Annotated in this window: 12 protein-coding genes; 7 read left to right on the plus strand and 5 right to left on the minus strand. The window is 67.7% G+C overall.

What is annotated here, in order from left to right:
- The first annotated feature begins 63 nt into the window (after nt 1–63).
- Nucleotides 64–3,600, plus strand: coding sequence for a DNA polymerase III subunit alpha (dnaE, locus tag H0B43_RS31205; RefSeq protein WP_185724410.1), 3,537 nt, complete (start codon nt 64–66; stop codon nt 3,598–3,600).
- Between the two features lie 3 nt (nt 3,601–3,603).
- On the opposite strand, the gene H0B43_RS31210 is transcribed toward dnaE, so the two are convergent.
- Entirely contained in the window at nt 3,604–3,840 is a 237-nt protein-coding gene (locus H0B43_RS31210) for a hypothetical protein (protein WP_185724409.1), read from the minus strand.
- A 173-nt stretch (nt 3,841–4,013) separates the two neighbouring features.
- On the opposite strand from H0B43_RS31210, the gene H0B43_RS31215 reads away from it, so the two are divergent.
- From H0B43_RS31215 to ilvA, 3 genes are read left to right on the plus strand one after another with little or no spacing between them, the layout of a single operon-like run.
- Nucleotides 4,014–4,448, plus strand: coding sequence for a nitroreductase family deazaflavin-dependent oxidoreductase (locus tag H0B43_RS31215; protein WP_185724408.1), 435 nt, complete (start codon nt 4,014–4,016; stop codon nt 4,446–4,448).
- 56 nt (nt 4,449–4,504) lie between these two features.
- Nucleotides 4,505–6,280, plus strand: coding sequence for a pyruvate dehydrogenase (locus tag H0B43_RS31220; protein WP_185724407.1), 1,776 nt, complete (start codon nt 4,505–4,507; stop codon nt 6,278–6,280).
- Nucleotides 6,281–6,323: 43 nt separating this feature from the next.
- Nucleotides 6,324–7,676: a threonine ammonia-lyase IlvA gene (gene ilvA, locus H0B43_RS31225; protein WP_185724406.1), complete on the plus strand. Its 1,353-nt coding sequence runs from the start codon at nt 6,324–6,326 to the stop codon at nt 7,674–7,676.
- 4 nt (nt 7,677–7,680) lie between these two features.
- Here the strand turns inward: ilvA and H0B43_RS31230 are convergent, their stop codons facing one another.
- Nucleotides 7,681–8,205, minus strand: a complete 525-nt coding sequence (locus H0B43_RS31230) for a TetR/AcrR family transcriptional regulator (RefSeq protein ID WP_185724405.1) — start codon at nt 8,203–8,205, stop codon at nt 7,681–7,683.
- A 129-nt stretch (nt 8,206–8,334) separates the two neighbouring features.
- Between H0B43_RS31230 and H0B43_RS31235 the strand changes: the two genes are divergently transcribed.
- Nucleotides 8,335–9,900, plus strand: coding sequence for an MFS transporter (locus H0B43_RS31235; protein ID WP_185724404.1), 1,566 nt, complete (start codon nt 8,335–8,337; stop codon nt 9,898–9,900).
- Here the strand turns inward: H0B43_RS31235 and treZ are convergent.
- Together treZ and H0B43_RS31245 are read right to left on the minus strand one after the other, a co-directional pair.
- Nucleotides 9,867–11,600: a malto-oligosyltrehalose trehalohydrolase gene (gene treZ, locus H0B43_RS31240; protein ID WP_185724403.1), complete on the minus strand. Its 1,734-nt coding sequence runs from the start codon at nt 11,598–11,600 to the stop codon at nt 9,867–9,869. The two genes, H0B43_RS31235 and treZ, sit on opposite strands and share 34 nt — an antisense overlap.
- Before the next feature lie 40 nt (nt 11,601–11,640).
- The gene (locus tag H0B43_RS31245; RefSeq protein WP_185724402.1) at nt 11,641–11,790 is read right to left on the minus strand and encodes a hypothetical protein; all 150 of its coding nucleotides are present in this window, start codon (nt 11,788–11,790) and stop codon (nt 11,641–11,643) included.
- Between the two features lie 109 nt (nt 11,791–11,899).
- Here H0B43_RS31245 and H0B43_RS31250 point away from each other — a divergent pair, with 109 nt between their 5' ends.
- Together H0B43_RS31250 and H0B43_RS31255 are read left to right on the plus strand one after the other, a co-directional pair.
- Entirely contained in the window at nt 11,900–12,088 is a 189-nt protein-coding gene (locus H0B43_RS31250) for a DUF1918 domain-containing protein (protein WP_185724401.1), read from the plus strand.
- 92 nt (nt 12,089–12,180) lie between these two features.
- On the plus strand, nt 12,181–12,807 hold the full coding sequence (locus H0B43_RS31255) for a TetR/AcrR family transcriptional regulator (protein ID WP_185724400.1): 627 nt from the start codon (nt 12,181–12,183) through the stop codon (nt 12,805–12,807).
- 18 nt (nt 12,808–12,825) lie between these two features.
- Here H0B43_RS31255 and H0B43_RS31260 read toward each other — a convergent pair whose 3' ends face one another.
- Nucleotides 12,826–13,767 (minus strand): NADP-dependent oxidoreductase, encoded by a 942-nt coding sequence (locus tag H0B43_RS31260; protein WP_185724399.1) that lies wholly within the window; start codon nt 13,765–13,767, stop codon nt 12,826–12,828.
- Between the last annotated feature and the right edge of the window lie 47 nt (nt 13,768–13,814).

Here is a 13,814-nt window from a genome sequence, read left to right on the forward strand (position 1 = left end):
GGCCGGTGCTGTCGGTCCGAGGGCCTACACTCGTGAGGCTCCCAGACCTTCAGAGAGGCGCACGTGGCTGACTCGTTCGTACATCTGCACAATCACACCGAGTACTCGATGCTCGACGGTGCGGCCAAGGTCGGCCCCCTGTTCGAAGAGGCCGAGCGGCTGGGTATGTCGGCGGTGGGCATGACCGACCACGGCAACATGTACGGCGCCAGCGAGTTCTACAACGTGGCGAAGAAGCAGGGCATCAAGCCGATCATCGGCATCGAGGCGTACGTCGCGCCGGAGTCCCGCTTCAACACCAAACGCGTGCTGTGGGGTGACCGCAGCCAGAAGTCCGACGATGTCTCCGGTAGCGGTGCGTACACCCACATGACGATGGTCGCGGAGAACGCGACCGGCCTGCGGAACCTGTTCAAGCTGTCCTCCCTCGCGTCGATCGAGGGTCAGCTCGGCAAGTGGGCGCGCATGGACGAAGATCTCATCGCCACCTACCACGAGGGCATCATCGCGACCACGGGCTGCCCGTCCGGGGAGATCCAGACCCGGCTCCGGCTCGGCCACGACCGCGAGGCGCTCGAGGCTGCCGCCAAGTGGCAGGAGATCTGGGGCAAGGACAACTTCTTCCTCGAACTGATGGACCACGGACTGTCGATCGAGCGCCGGGTCCGCGAGGGTCTGCTCGAGATCAGCAAGACGCTCGGGATCCCGCCGCTCGCCACCAACGACTGCCACTACGTCACCAAGGAGGCCGCGGAGAACCACGAGGCTCTCCTCTGCATCCAGACCGGTAAGACGCTGTCCGACCCCACCCGGTTCAAGTTCGACGGCGACGGCTACTTCCTCAAGTCCGCCGCGGAGATGCGGGCCCTGTGGGACGACCAGGTGCCCGGCGCGTGCGACAACACTTTGCTGATCGCCGAGCGTGTCCAGTCCTACGACGACGTGTGGGCACACCACGACCGGATGCCGATCTTCCCGGTGCCGGAGGGTGAGACACAGGGCACCTGGCTGCGCAAGGAGGTCATGCGCGGACTGGACCGCCGGTTCCCCGACGGACCGCCCGAGGAGTACCTCGCCCGCGCCGACTACGAGATCGGCGTCATCCTCGAAATGGGTTTCCCGGCCTACTTCCTCGTCGTCGGCGACCTCATCAACCACGCGCGGGAGGTCGGCATCCGGGTGGGCCCCGGCCGAGGCTCGGCGGCCGGTTCGCTCGTCGCCTACGCGATGGGCATCACCAACATCGACCCCATCCCGCACGGCCTGCTGTTCGAGCGGTTCCTCAACCCCGAGCGCGTCTCCATGCCCGATATCGACATCGACTTCGACGACCGCCGTCGCGGCGAGATGGTGCGCTACGCGACGGACAAATGGGGAAGCGACCGCGTCGCGCAGGTCATCACGTTCGGCACCATCAAGACGAAAGCGGCCATCAAGGACTCCGCGCGAGTCCAGTTCGGGCAGCCCGGTTTCGCGATCGCCGACCAGATCACGAAGGCGCTGCCGCCGCCGATCATGGCCAAGGACATCTCGGTGTCCGGCATCACCGACCCGAATCACGAGCGGTACAAGGAAGCGGTGGAGGTTCGCGCCCTCATCGACTCCAATCCGGACGTCGCGAAGATCTACCAGACGGCCAAGGGGCTCGAGGGTCTGATCCGCAACGCCGGCGTCCACGCCTGCGCGGTGATCATGTCGTCCGAGCCGCTGATGGACGCGATCCCGGTGTGGAAACGCGCCCAGGACGGCGCCATCATCACCGGGTGGGACTACCCGTCGTGCGAGGCCATCGGCCTGCTGAAGATGGACTTCCTCGGACTGCGGAACCTCACCGTCATCGGTGACGCCATCGACAACATCAAGGCGAACCGGGGTATCGATCTCGACCTCGACACCCTCCCGCTCGACGACACCGCCACGTACGAACTGCTCTCGCGCGGAGACACTCTCGGCGTGTTCCAGCTCGACGGCAGCGCGATGCGCGACCTGCTGCGCCGCATGCAGCCCACCGGCTTCGAGGACATCGTCGCGGTGCTCGCGCTGTACCGCCCCGGCCCGATGGGCATGAACGCGCACAACGACTATGCCGACCGCAAGAACGGGCGGCAAGAGGTCAAACCCATCCACCCCGAGCTCGAGGAACCCCTGAAGGAGATCCTGGCCGACACGTACGGCCTGATCGTCTATCAGGAGCAGATCATGCAGATCGCGCAGAAGGTCGCCGGGTATTCGCTCGGGCAGGCCGACATTCTCCGCCGCGCCATGGGTAAGAAGAAGCTCTCGGTGCTGGAGGAGGCGTACGCCGGTTTCCGCGAGGGCATGCTCGCCAACGAATTCTCCGAGCCCGCCATCAAGGCGTTGTGGGACACCATCCTCCCGTTCGCCGGATACGCGTTCAACAAATCGCACGCCGCCGGATACGGCCTGGTGTCGTTCTGGACCGGGTACCTCAAGGCCAACTACCCGGCCGAATACATGGCCGGTCTGCTCACTTCGGTCGGCGACGACAAGGACAAGGCCGCCATCTACCTCGCGGACTGCCGCAAGATGGGCATCACCGTCCTGCCCCCGGATGTCAACGAATCGGAGGTCAACTTCGCCTCCGTCGGTGAGGACATCCGGTTCGGCATGGGCGCCGTCCGCAACGTCGGCGCCAACGTCGTGGGCTCGATCATCAAGGCGCGCAAGGAGAAGTCCAAGTTCGTCGATTTCTCCGATTACCTCAACAAGATCGACGCCGCCGCCTGCTCCAAGAAGGTCACCGAATCGCTGATCAAGGCGGGCGGATTCGACTCGCTGGGCCACCCGCGCAAGGGACTCATGCTCGTCCACGCCGACGCCATCGACGCGGTGATGGGAACCAAGAAGGCGGAGGCGATCGGACAGTTCGACCTGTTCGGCGGCGACGACGCCGACGAGTCGATCTCCTCGGTGTTCAACGTGAAGATTCCCGACGAGGAGTGGGACTCGAAGCACCGGTTGGCGCTGGAACGGGAAATGCTGGGGCTGTACGTCTCCGGGCACCCGCTCAACGGCGTCGAACACGTGCTGTCGGCGCAGTCCGACACCGCGATCCCGACCATCCTCGAGGGTGATATCAAGGACGGCACCCAGGTGACCGTCGGCGGTATCCTCGCGTCGGTGAACCGGCGGATCAACAAGAACGGTCTCACCTGGGCGTCCGCGCAGCTCGAGGATCTGACCGGTGGCATCGAGGTGCTGTTCTTCCCGCAGGCCTACTCGGTTTACGGCATGGACGTCACCGAGGATTCCGTCGTGCTCGTCAAGGCGAGGGTGTCGATCCGTGACGACCGGATCTCGCTGATCGCCAACGACCTTGCGGTGCCGGACCTCTCGGCGGTGGGTGTCGCAAAGCCGCTCGCGGTCAGTCTGCCGCTGCGTCAGTGCACCAAGGACAAACTCGGCGCGCTGCGGCAGGTGCTCACCCGGCACCCCGGAACCTCGGACGTCCACGTGCGGTTGATCGGAGGCACCGAGGTCACCCTGTGGAAGGTCGACGACGTGCTCCGGGTGGAACCGTCGTCTGCGTTGATGGGCGACCTGAAGGCTCTGCTCGGACCGAGCTGCCTGTCCGTGTGATTGTCAGGGGCGCGGCGGGAAGATCCGTCGCGCCCACCACACCACGACGGCAACCGCGGCGGCGGTGAGGACGGCCGCCTGCACTGCCTGGGTGATGACGAGAATCGTGGTGAAGACCAGGAGCGCGACGGCCAGGGCCTCCAGCTTGTAGAGGGGCCACTCGGTGCCGGCCAGGTCGACGGTCCGTGTGGTGTCGTTGCGGCGCGGATCGCGACGCACGTGCGCTTCGTGTGTCGTCATCGCAGGTCACCTCACTGGTGCAGGGTGGGGGAGCGAACGCCGTCCCCGCGTGGGATGAGGGTACTCGGAACCCGGAGTTCGGCGCAACGAACAAACGAATGCGGTGTTTCGTATGCGTGGTCGTTCGGCGGAATCGGTGGCGCGTTCTCGCGGATCAGGTGTTGACTGGACCCATGCCACTCACAGGTGAATATGAACCCAGTCCGTCCACGTGGGCCGCAGACCAGGCGGAGTTGATGGAATCCACCGACGGGGCCGAGGGCACGACGCTGGGCGGCAGGCCCGTCGTGCTCCTGACCACCCGGGGCGCGAAATCCGGCAAGCTTCGCAAGACGCCGTTGATGCGCGTCGAACACGACGGAACGTATGCGGTGGTCGCCTCGCTCGGCGGTGCCCCCAAGAACCCGGTCTGGTACTACAACGTGAAAGCCGATCCGCACGTCGAACTCCGCGACGGCCCCAACAAGCAGGACATGGTGGCCCGGGAGGTGACAGGCGACGAGAAGGCCACCTGGTGGGAGCGCGCGGTCGCGGCCTTCCCGGATTATGCGGAGTACCAGAAGAAGACCGATCGGGAGATCCCGGTGTTCGTGCTCGAATCTGCCTGACGCCCGACCGCACGATACGTCGCTTCGCCGTTCGACCGTCCCCGACCGGAGGCCCGATGAGAGCGAAAACCGTTGCCGACCAATTGGTGCGTCAGCTGCAGGATGCCGGAGTCCGGCGGATCTACGGAATCGTCGGAGACAGTCTCAACCCGATCGTCGACGCGGTCCGGCGGTCGGGCGGCGCGGAGAAGGGCGGAATCGACTGGATCCACGTGCGCCACGAGGAGGCGGCCGCGTTCGCCGCTGCCGCCGAGGCGCAGGTGACCGGGCAACTGGCGGTGTGCGCCGGCTCGTGCGGCCCGGGCAACCTGCATCTGATCAACGGTCTCTACGACGCCGACCGGTCGGGGGCGCCGGTGCTGGCGATCGCGGCGCAGATCCCGAGTGAGCAGATCGGACTGGGCTTCTTCCAGGAGACCCACCCGGATCGGCTGTTCGTCGAGTGCTCCCGGTACGCGGAGCTGATCGGAACTCCCGCCCAGGCCCCGCGCGTCATGGCGTCGGCCATCGCGCACGCGACCGCGCTGTCCGGCGTCGCGGTGATTACCCTGCCGGGCGACATCGCGGACCGCCCCGCCGAGGGGCGGGCGCCGTCGGTGCCGCGCACCGGTGCGCCGGCGATCGTGCCTGACCAGTCCGACGTGCAGGCGCTCGCCGACGCGGTGAACGCGGCCGGGAAGGTCGCGATCTTCGCCGGTGAGGGTGTCCGTGCGGCCCGCGACGAGTTGCTGAGCCTGGCCGATACGGTCGGGGCGCCGATCGGGCACACGCTCCGCGGCAAGGAATGGATCCAGTACGACAACCCGTTCGACGTCGGAATGACGGGTCTTCTCGGGTACGGTGCGGCGCACGACGGGATGCACGGGGCCGACCTTCTCCTGCTCGTCGGAACGGACTTCCCGTACAACCAGTTCCTGCCCGATGACGTCCGCACCGCCCAGATCGACTGGGCCGCACAGCGAATCGGCCGGCGGACGAGCGTCGACCTGGCCGTGCACGGCGACGTGGCGAGTACGTTGCGTGCGCTCGCCCCGCTGATTCACCGGAAGGACGACCGTCGATTCCTCGACGACATGCTCGCGAAGCACCGGACACTGATGAACAAGGTGGTCGGCGCGTACACGAAACCGGCCAAGCAGCGCGTCCCGATCCATCCCGAATACGCGGCGTCGATACTCGACGACCTCGCCGCCGAGGATGCGATCTTCACCACGGACACGGGAATGTCGAACGTGTGGACCGCGCGTTACCTGACGCCGAACGGTGCGCGCCGCTTCCTGTCCTCGGCCCTGCACGGATCGATGGCGAACGCCCTGCCACACGCGATCGGAGCCCAGTTCTGCGCACCCGGCAGGCAGGTGGTGTCCGTGTCCGGCGACGGCGGTTTGTCGATGCTGCTCGGGGAACTCGTGACGGTCGCGATGTACCGGCTTCCGGTCAAGATCGTGGTGTTCGACAATTCCACTCTGGGCATGGTCAAGCTCGAAATGCTGGTGGACGGGCTGCCGGACTTCGGCGTCGACGTCGCGCCCGTCGACTACGCGGCGGTGGCGTCGGCGCTGGGCATCTTCGCCCGCCGGATCGAGGATCCCGCCGACATCGAATCGGGTCTGCGGGCGGCGTTCGACCACGACGGCCCGGCGCTCGTCGATCTGGTCACCGACCCGTTGGCGCTGTCGCTGCCGCCGACCATCACGGGCGGGCAGGTCACCGGTTTCGCCCTGGCGTTGTCGAAGATGGTGATGAACGGTGGTGTCGCCGAGGCCGTGAAAATGGCGAAGTCGAATGTCCGGAACGTGCCACGACCGTCCCAGTTCGATCCGCGCGGCTGAACCCGACTGGTATCCCATGGCTGGAGAGTGGGAATATATCCGGGTGTCCACATCGCCCGATACCGCAGCCCAGAACATCACCTCGCCCCTCACCGTGGGCGAGATCGACGCGGCCATCGAGCGAATTTCGCACGTGATCGACGCGACCCCGCTGCAGTGGAGTGAGCGCCTGTCGGCGCTGACGGGCGCGAACGTCTACCTCAAGCGTGAAGATCTGCAGGTCGTCCGCTCGTACAAACTACGCGGCGCCTACAACCTCATGGCGCAGCTCGACGCTGCGGAGCGTGCGGCCGGAGTGGTGACGGCCAGCGCCGGCAATCACGCGCAGGGTGTTGCGTTCGCTTGCCGCACAATGGAAATCACCGGTCGCATCTACGTCCCGTCGAACACCCCCAAGCAGAAGCGCGATCGCATTCGCGCGCACGGCGGCGAGTTCGTCGAGCTGATCCTGACGGGCGAGACGTACGACGCCGCCGCCGCCGCGGCCGCCGCGGACGTGCAGCGAACGGGCGCGACGATGGTGGCGCCGTTCGACGACGCCCGCACAGCGGCCGGACAGGGCACCATCGCCGCCGAGATCCTCGCGCAGCTCGGTGCGGCCCCCGACTCCGTCCTGGTCCCGGTCGGTGGCGGCGGGTGCATCGCCGGTGTCGCCACGTATCTGCGTGCCCACGCGCCCCGCGCGGCCATCGTCGGGGTGGAGCCGACGGGGGCCGCGTCGATGACGGCAGCGCTGGTGGCCGGCGGTCCGGTGACGCTGACGGAGATCGATCCGTTCGTCGACGGCGCCTCCGTGAAGCGGGTCGGCGATCTGCCCTACGCCGTGGTGTCCGCACTGGGCGCCGAGGTGGTGACGCACACGTCGCTGGGCCAGGCCGATCAGTCGTCCACGATCCGGCTCGACGCGGAGAGCTTCGTGATGACCAATCTCGACGAGGGTGCGCTCTGCACCACGATGCTCGAGCTGTACCAGAACGAGGGCATCATCGCCGAGCCGGCGGGCGCCCTGTCGGTGGCGGCGCTCGGGAACATCACGTTCGAGCCGGGTTCCACGGTGGTGTGCCTGATCTCGGGCGGCAACAACGACGTCTCCCGGTACGGCGAGATCCTGGAACGCTCGCTGGTGAATCTCGGTCTCAAGCACTACTTCCTGGTCGACTTTCCGCAGGAGCCGGGGGCGCTGCGCCGATTCCTGGACGAGGTGCTCGGCCCCGAGGACGACATCACCTTGTTCGAGTACGTGAAGCGGAACAACCGGGAGACCGGCGCCGCCCTGGTGGGGATCGAACTCGGTAAGGCGGAGGGGCTCGGCGAGCTGCTCGAGCGGATGGAGCAGTCGCGGATGCAGGTGGAACGTCTGGAGCCGGGAAGTCCCGCGTACCGCTACCTCACCTGAGCCGCTACTTCTGCAGCAGCCGCGCGACGACCTTCTTGTACAGCTCGGGCTCGGGCATGGGAAGCCTGAGCAGCGCCGCCAGGTAGATGCCGTCGCCGACGAGGCGCACGATCTCGGCCTGCACGGGATCGTCGATCTCGCCCTGCAGGCCCTCGTCCCAACTGCGCATGACGTCGGTGACGGCCTTCTGGATCTCGTCGTGCTGACCGTCGACGCTCCGCAGGGCGGCGATGGTCGAACGGTAGAGGGCAAGTTCCTCGGTGGTGCTCGCGTCGGGGACCTGCAGATACCACTCGGACATCGAGGTGCCGCCGGAGACGGCGTCGGCGAGCTGGGCGTCGGCCCGCTCGCCGAGCCGGCGCACCATGGCGGCGAGAAGTGCTTCCTTGCTGGGGAAGTGATAGAGCAGTCCGCCCTTGGACACCCCTGCCTCCGCCGCGACGGCTTCGAGGGTCACCTGGGCTATCCCCACGTCGAGTAGCAGCTTCTCGAGTGCGTCGAGTATTCGATCGCGCGTACCGGCAGCCATGGAGAGGGACTGTACCCCGGAAATAACTTTACCGTCCGGACGGTTCACGGTATGGTAACGAAACTGTACCGGCTGGACGGTTCATGTACCGTGTCCGCTCTCGAATCGGAAAGTTGCAGGAAGATAAACATGTCTGTCTCCACGGATCGCGGGATCAACGGCGCCCACGGCGCACCAGATCAGTCCTCCGCATCGCGCCGAGACTGGCTCGGACTCGTCGTCCTGGCATTCGCCGTCCTCCTGATCGCCGTCGACGGCACGGTGCTCGACCTTGCACTGCCGTTCATCAGCGCCGACCTCGAACCGAGCAGCACGCAGTTGCTCTGGATCATCGACGTCTACTCGTTCGTCCTCGCGGGTCTGCTCATCACGATGGGCACGCTCGGCGACCGGATCGGACGGCGCCGGCTGCTGCTCATCGGTGCCGCCGGATTCGGTATCGCATCGCTGATCGCGGCCTGGGCGCCCACGCCCGAGATGCTGATCGCCGCGCGTGTGCTGCAGGGAATCTCGGGCGCGACGCTGATGCCCGCGACCCTCGGCCTGATCCGCACCATCTTCGTCGACCCGCGCCAGCGGACCCTCGCCATCGGCGTGTGGGGTGCGATGGCCGGCGGCGGCACCGCGGCGGGCCCGCTGATCGGCGGCTGGCTGCTCGAGCACTTCTGGTGGGGCTCGGTCTTCCTGATCAACCTCCCCGTGATGCTGGTGCTGATCGCCGTCGGGCCGCTGGTGATCCCCGAGTCCAAGGATCCCGCGCCGGGACGCTTCGACCTGATCAGCGCGGCGCTGTCGATGACGACGATGCTGCCGCTGGTGTACGCGGTCAAGGAGACCGTGGTGCACGGCGTCGACCCCGTCCTCCTCGCCGTCGGTCTCGTCGGCGTCGTGTCGGGTGCGGTGTTCGTGCGCAGGCAGAGGTCGATGGAGGACCCGATGATCGACATCGGCCTGTTCGCCAAGCCGGCATTCTCGACCGCCGTCCTCACCAACCTGCTGTCCATCTTCGCGCTCGCCGGTGTGCTGTTCTTCGGATCGCAGTACCTGCAGTTGGTGCTGGGCAACAGCGCATTCGAATCGGGGGTGCTGATGCTGCCCGGCATGCTGATGAGCGCGATCACGGCGCTCGCGGCGGCCTGGCTGGTGCGCCGGTGGGCCACCTCGCACGTGCTCGGCGGCGGACTCGCGGTCGCCGGCGCGGGTGCCGCGCTGATGCTCACGCTCGGCGTCGACGGTGCCCCGACCATGTTCGTCGTCGGCTTCGGTCTCGCCGGCACCGGTGTCGGTATCGCGCTGACCCTGACGTCCGACCTCGTGGTCAGCGCCGTCGAACCCGAACGGGCAGGCGCCGCTTCGGCGGTGTCCGAGACGGCGTACGAACTCGGCATCGCGCTCGGCGTCGCGGTGCTGGGCAGCGTCGTCATGGCGATCTTCCGATCCGGACTCGACACGTCGATGCTGGCCCCGGACCAGGTCGAGGCTGCGCAGGGCACCCTCGGCGCCGCGGTCGCGGAGGCTCAGCACCTCCCCGACACGGCGCGGACGGTGTTCCTCGAGTCCGCGCAGGCGTCGTTCGTCGACGGCATGCACGTGGCCGCCGGCGCGACCGCCGTGATCATGTTCGCGACCGCGATCCTCGTCCTGCGGATGCTGCGCGACCGTCAGGGCGAGCTGTCGAGCACCACGAACGAGTGACCCGGTAGCACCGTCGCCGACGCCGTCTCGTCCTGCGTCGGCGGCTCCCACCAGAGCAGAGGGGAGCCGCCGACCGGGACGGTCACCGGTTCGGCACTCAGGTTGCAGGCGATCCGGAGCGCGCCGCGGTGGATCACGATCCACTGCAACGCCTCGTCGTAGTCGACGGACAGGTTCGCGAGCCACGGATCCGTCAGCTCCGCGCGATCCCGTCGCAGGCGCAGCAACGAGCGGTAGCAGTCCAGCAGCCGGGCGTGCGGCTCACGGGCCGCCTCGTCCCAGTCGAGCTTGGACCGTTCGAACGTCTCCGGATCCTGCGGATCGGGGACGTCGTCCGTGCTCCAGCCGTGCTCCGCGAACTCCGCCTTGCGCCCCTCCGCCGTGGCCTTCGCGAGTTCCGGCTCCGGATGCGAGGTGAAGAACTGGAACGGGGTGCTCGCGCCCCACTCCTCGCCCATGAACAGCATCGGCGTGAACGGCGAGCAGAGGACCAGCGCGGCCTTCACCGCGAGCTGCCCCGGGTCGAGATAGGCGCCGGGGCGGTCTCCGATCGCACGGTTCCCGATCTGATCGTGAGTACATGTGTACGTGACCAGGGAACTGGCGGGTGTCCGCCTCGTGTCCAGAGGCCTGCCGTGGGTGCGGCCACGGAACGTCGAGTAGGTCCCGGCGTGGAACCAGCCCTGACGCAGCGTCGCGGCGAGGCAGGCCATCGAACCGAAATCGCCGTAATAGCCCTGCCTCTCGCCCGAGACGGCGGCGTGGATCGCATGGTGCACGTCGTCGTCCCACTGCGCGTCGAGGCCGAAGCCGCCCGCGGACCGCGACGTGATCAGGCGGGGATCGTTGAGGTCGCTCTCGGCGACCAGTGTCAGCGGCCGCCTCAGATGCGCCGACAGCCGGCGGGTCGCGACCGCGAGATCCTCGAGCAGGTGGGTGGCGGTGTGGTCCACGAGCGCGTGCACGGCGTCCAGGCGCAGCGCGTCGATGTGGAACTCGCGAAACCAACGCAACGCGTTGTCGATGATGTAGCGGCGCACCTCGCCGCTGCCGGGGCCGTCGAGGTTGATGCTCCGGCCCCAGGTGTTCGCGCCCTGCGCCAGGTAGGGGCCGTACCGGTCGAGGTAGTTCCCGGACGGTCCGAGATGGTTGTACACGGCGTCCAGGACAACGCCGAGACCGCGGGCGTGGCACGCGTCGACGAGCGTCTGCAGACCGTCCGGCCCGCCGTACCCCTCGTGCACCGTGTACCAGAGGACGCCGTCGTAACCCCAGTTGTGTGTTCCGTTGAAACCGTTGACGGGCATCAGTTCCACGAAGTCGACACCGAGGTCGACGAGATGGTCGAGTCTGTCGACGGCGGCGGCGAACGTCCCCTCGGTCGTGAACGTGCCCACGTGCAGTTCGTAGACGACCGACCCCGCGAGTTGCCGCCCGGTCCAGTGCGAGTCGGTCCAGGCGCTCTCGTCGACAATGTGGAGTTGGGAGGGGCTGTGCACTCCGTCGGGCTGGCGCGGGGACCGGGGGTCGGGCAGCACGGTGTCGCCGTCGTCGAGGAGGAATCCGTACCGGGAATTCGGCGACGCCGGGGCGTCCACTCGCCACCACCCGTCCGATGACCGGATCATGTCGTGGCGTTCACCGTCGACCTCTACGCGAACGGACGTCGGAATCGGGGCCCATACCTCGAATGTGTGCACCCGATCAGCATGCCCGTACCCGGCGGCCCGCGCAGGACAGTCAGCTGTCGGACGCGCCGGAGTCGTCGGCCTCCTCGATGATCTCGGCGCCGAGAACGGACAACCGGTGCTCCTCGGCGTCCTGCACGGTGCCGAAGTCGTGCTCCTCGAGCACGTTGCGGTCCTTGTCGAGGTATCGGTACGTGGCCATGTTCCCACCCTGGCACACCCGCGCGAAGGCGGCGGCGAGTCGGCCCTTTCGCGTCGACTCCGGAAGTAGCAAGCTGAGAGTACGGACTCGAACGTCGCGAGGAGCAGTCATGCACGTAGCAGTGGGAGACCGGTTACACGTTCAGGGCCGGGTGGTCGGAGTGCACGAGACCACCGCCGAGGTCGTGGAGGTTCACGGAGCGAACGGCGAACCGCCCTATCTCGTCCGGTACGACGACGGCCACGAGGCGCTCGTGTTTCCCGGATCCGATGCCTGGGTGGAACACCCGAAGTCGTAGGTACCGGGGCGTTTCGCCTGGTCGATGCGTGGCGCATCGCCGTGCCGTATCGATTGCACGGCCGATGCATCGAATGCATCTATCGTGAGACCGTGCCCGAAATCGCCAAGAGGACGTACAGTTCGCCGCTGCGTGCGCAATCGGCGCGCCGGACCCGTCTCCTCGTCCGCGATGCCGCGGCCCGGCTGTTCACCGAGCGCGGATTCGTCAGCACCACGGTGCGGAACGTGGCCGAGGCCGCCGGGGTGTCGACCCGCACTGTCTTCACCGCATTCCCCGGCGGCAAGGCGGAACTGTTCCACGAGGCACTGCACGCGGCGATCGACGGCGACTTCGGCGCGCCGCGCCCGCGCACACCCCGGGACGGCGACCCGGTCGAACGGATCCTCGATCAGATGGTCGGGTACAGCACCGGGATCCTCGAGCGGGCCGGAACGCTGATGGTGACGTCGATCGAATCCTCGGGAGCGGACCCGGACATGCGGAGGTTCGCCGAGGACGGAGCGCGGGCGTCCGCCGAGAACGCGATGACCCTCGCCGAGGGCCTCGCTGCCCACGAACTCCTCCGTCCCGAGATCTCTGTCCAGCGGGCCGCGGACGTCCTGTTCACCGTCGTGTCCCCGCAGGTGTATTCGATGCTGCGCCGGCAGTGCGGATGGGACGTCGACGAATACCGGAACTGGGTGAAAGCAACGATCAGGGCGAGCCTGCTCCACTGACCGAAGGTTGGATCACGGCTACGGCAGCAGAATGAATTTGCCCGCGGCGTGCGGCTTCCGGAGATCGGAGTGCGCAGTCGCCGCGTCGGACATCGCGTACGTGCGTGCGACGCGCACCCGGATGTCCCCGGCGCCCGCGAGATCGACCAGAGCGGTGCGTGCCCGCTTCCTGGGCTCCATGCCGTCCGGCCCCATCGCACCGACGATCCGGAACCCGAACTCGGCGTGTCGACGTCCGGGGACCGTCGTCACCAACCGTGAACGGTCCCGCACCAGGGCCACGGACACGTCGATCGCCTCGTCGCCACCCGCGGTGTCGATGACGACGTCCACCCCGTCCGGTGCCAGCACGCGGATCCGGTCGCCGAGCCCGTCGCCGTACGACACCGGGGTGGCACCCAGAGACCGGACGTAGTCGTGGTTCTCCGGACGCGCCGTGCCGATGATCGTGGCGCCGCGAGCCCGCGCCAACTGCACGACCATCGACCCCACGCCGCCCGCCGCCGCGTGCACGAGCAGCAGGTCGCCGCTGCCGACGTTGCCCGTGTCGAGAGTGTCGACCGCGGTGGCCCCGACCGCGAGAAGTCCGGCAGCCTCGTTCCACGGCAACGACGCCGGTTTCGGGACGACCGAATCACCGGACACGACAAGCCGATCGGCGTACGCCTCGGACAGCGGATAGGCGATCACCTCGTCCCCCACCGAGAGGGATCCCATCGGCCCGGCCGCGCCGGCGCCCACCTGGGCGACGACTCCCGCGGCCTCACTGCCGAGGCCCAGAGGGAGGGCGGCCGGGTCGGCGCCGAAGGATCCGCTGTAGAGCTTGTAGTCGAACGGGTTGACGCCGATGGCGCGAACCTCGAGCACCACCTCGCCGGGGGCGGGATCGACCGGCTCCGCTTCCACGACCGCGAGGACCTCCGGCCCTCCGTACGCCCGGGCAACCACTCGTCGCGACATACAAGAGCCAGTACCCGTGTGAGTACTTCTCAACCGCGGGCGGGCGG

Source organism: Rhodococcus sp. 4CII (assembly GCF_014256275.1).
Classification (GTDB): domain Bacteria; phylum Actinomycetota; class Actinomycetes; order Mycobacteriales; family Mycobacteriaceae; genus Rhodococcus_F; species Rhodococcus_F wratislaviensis_A.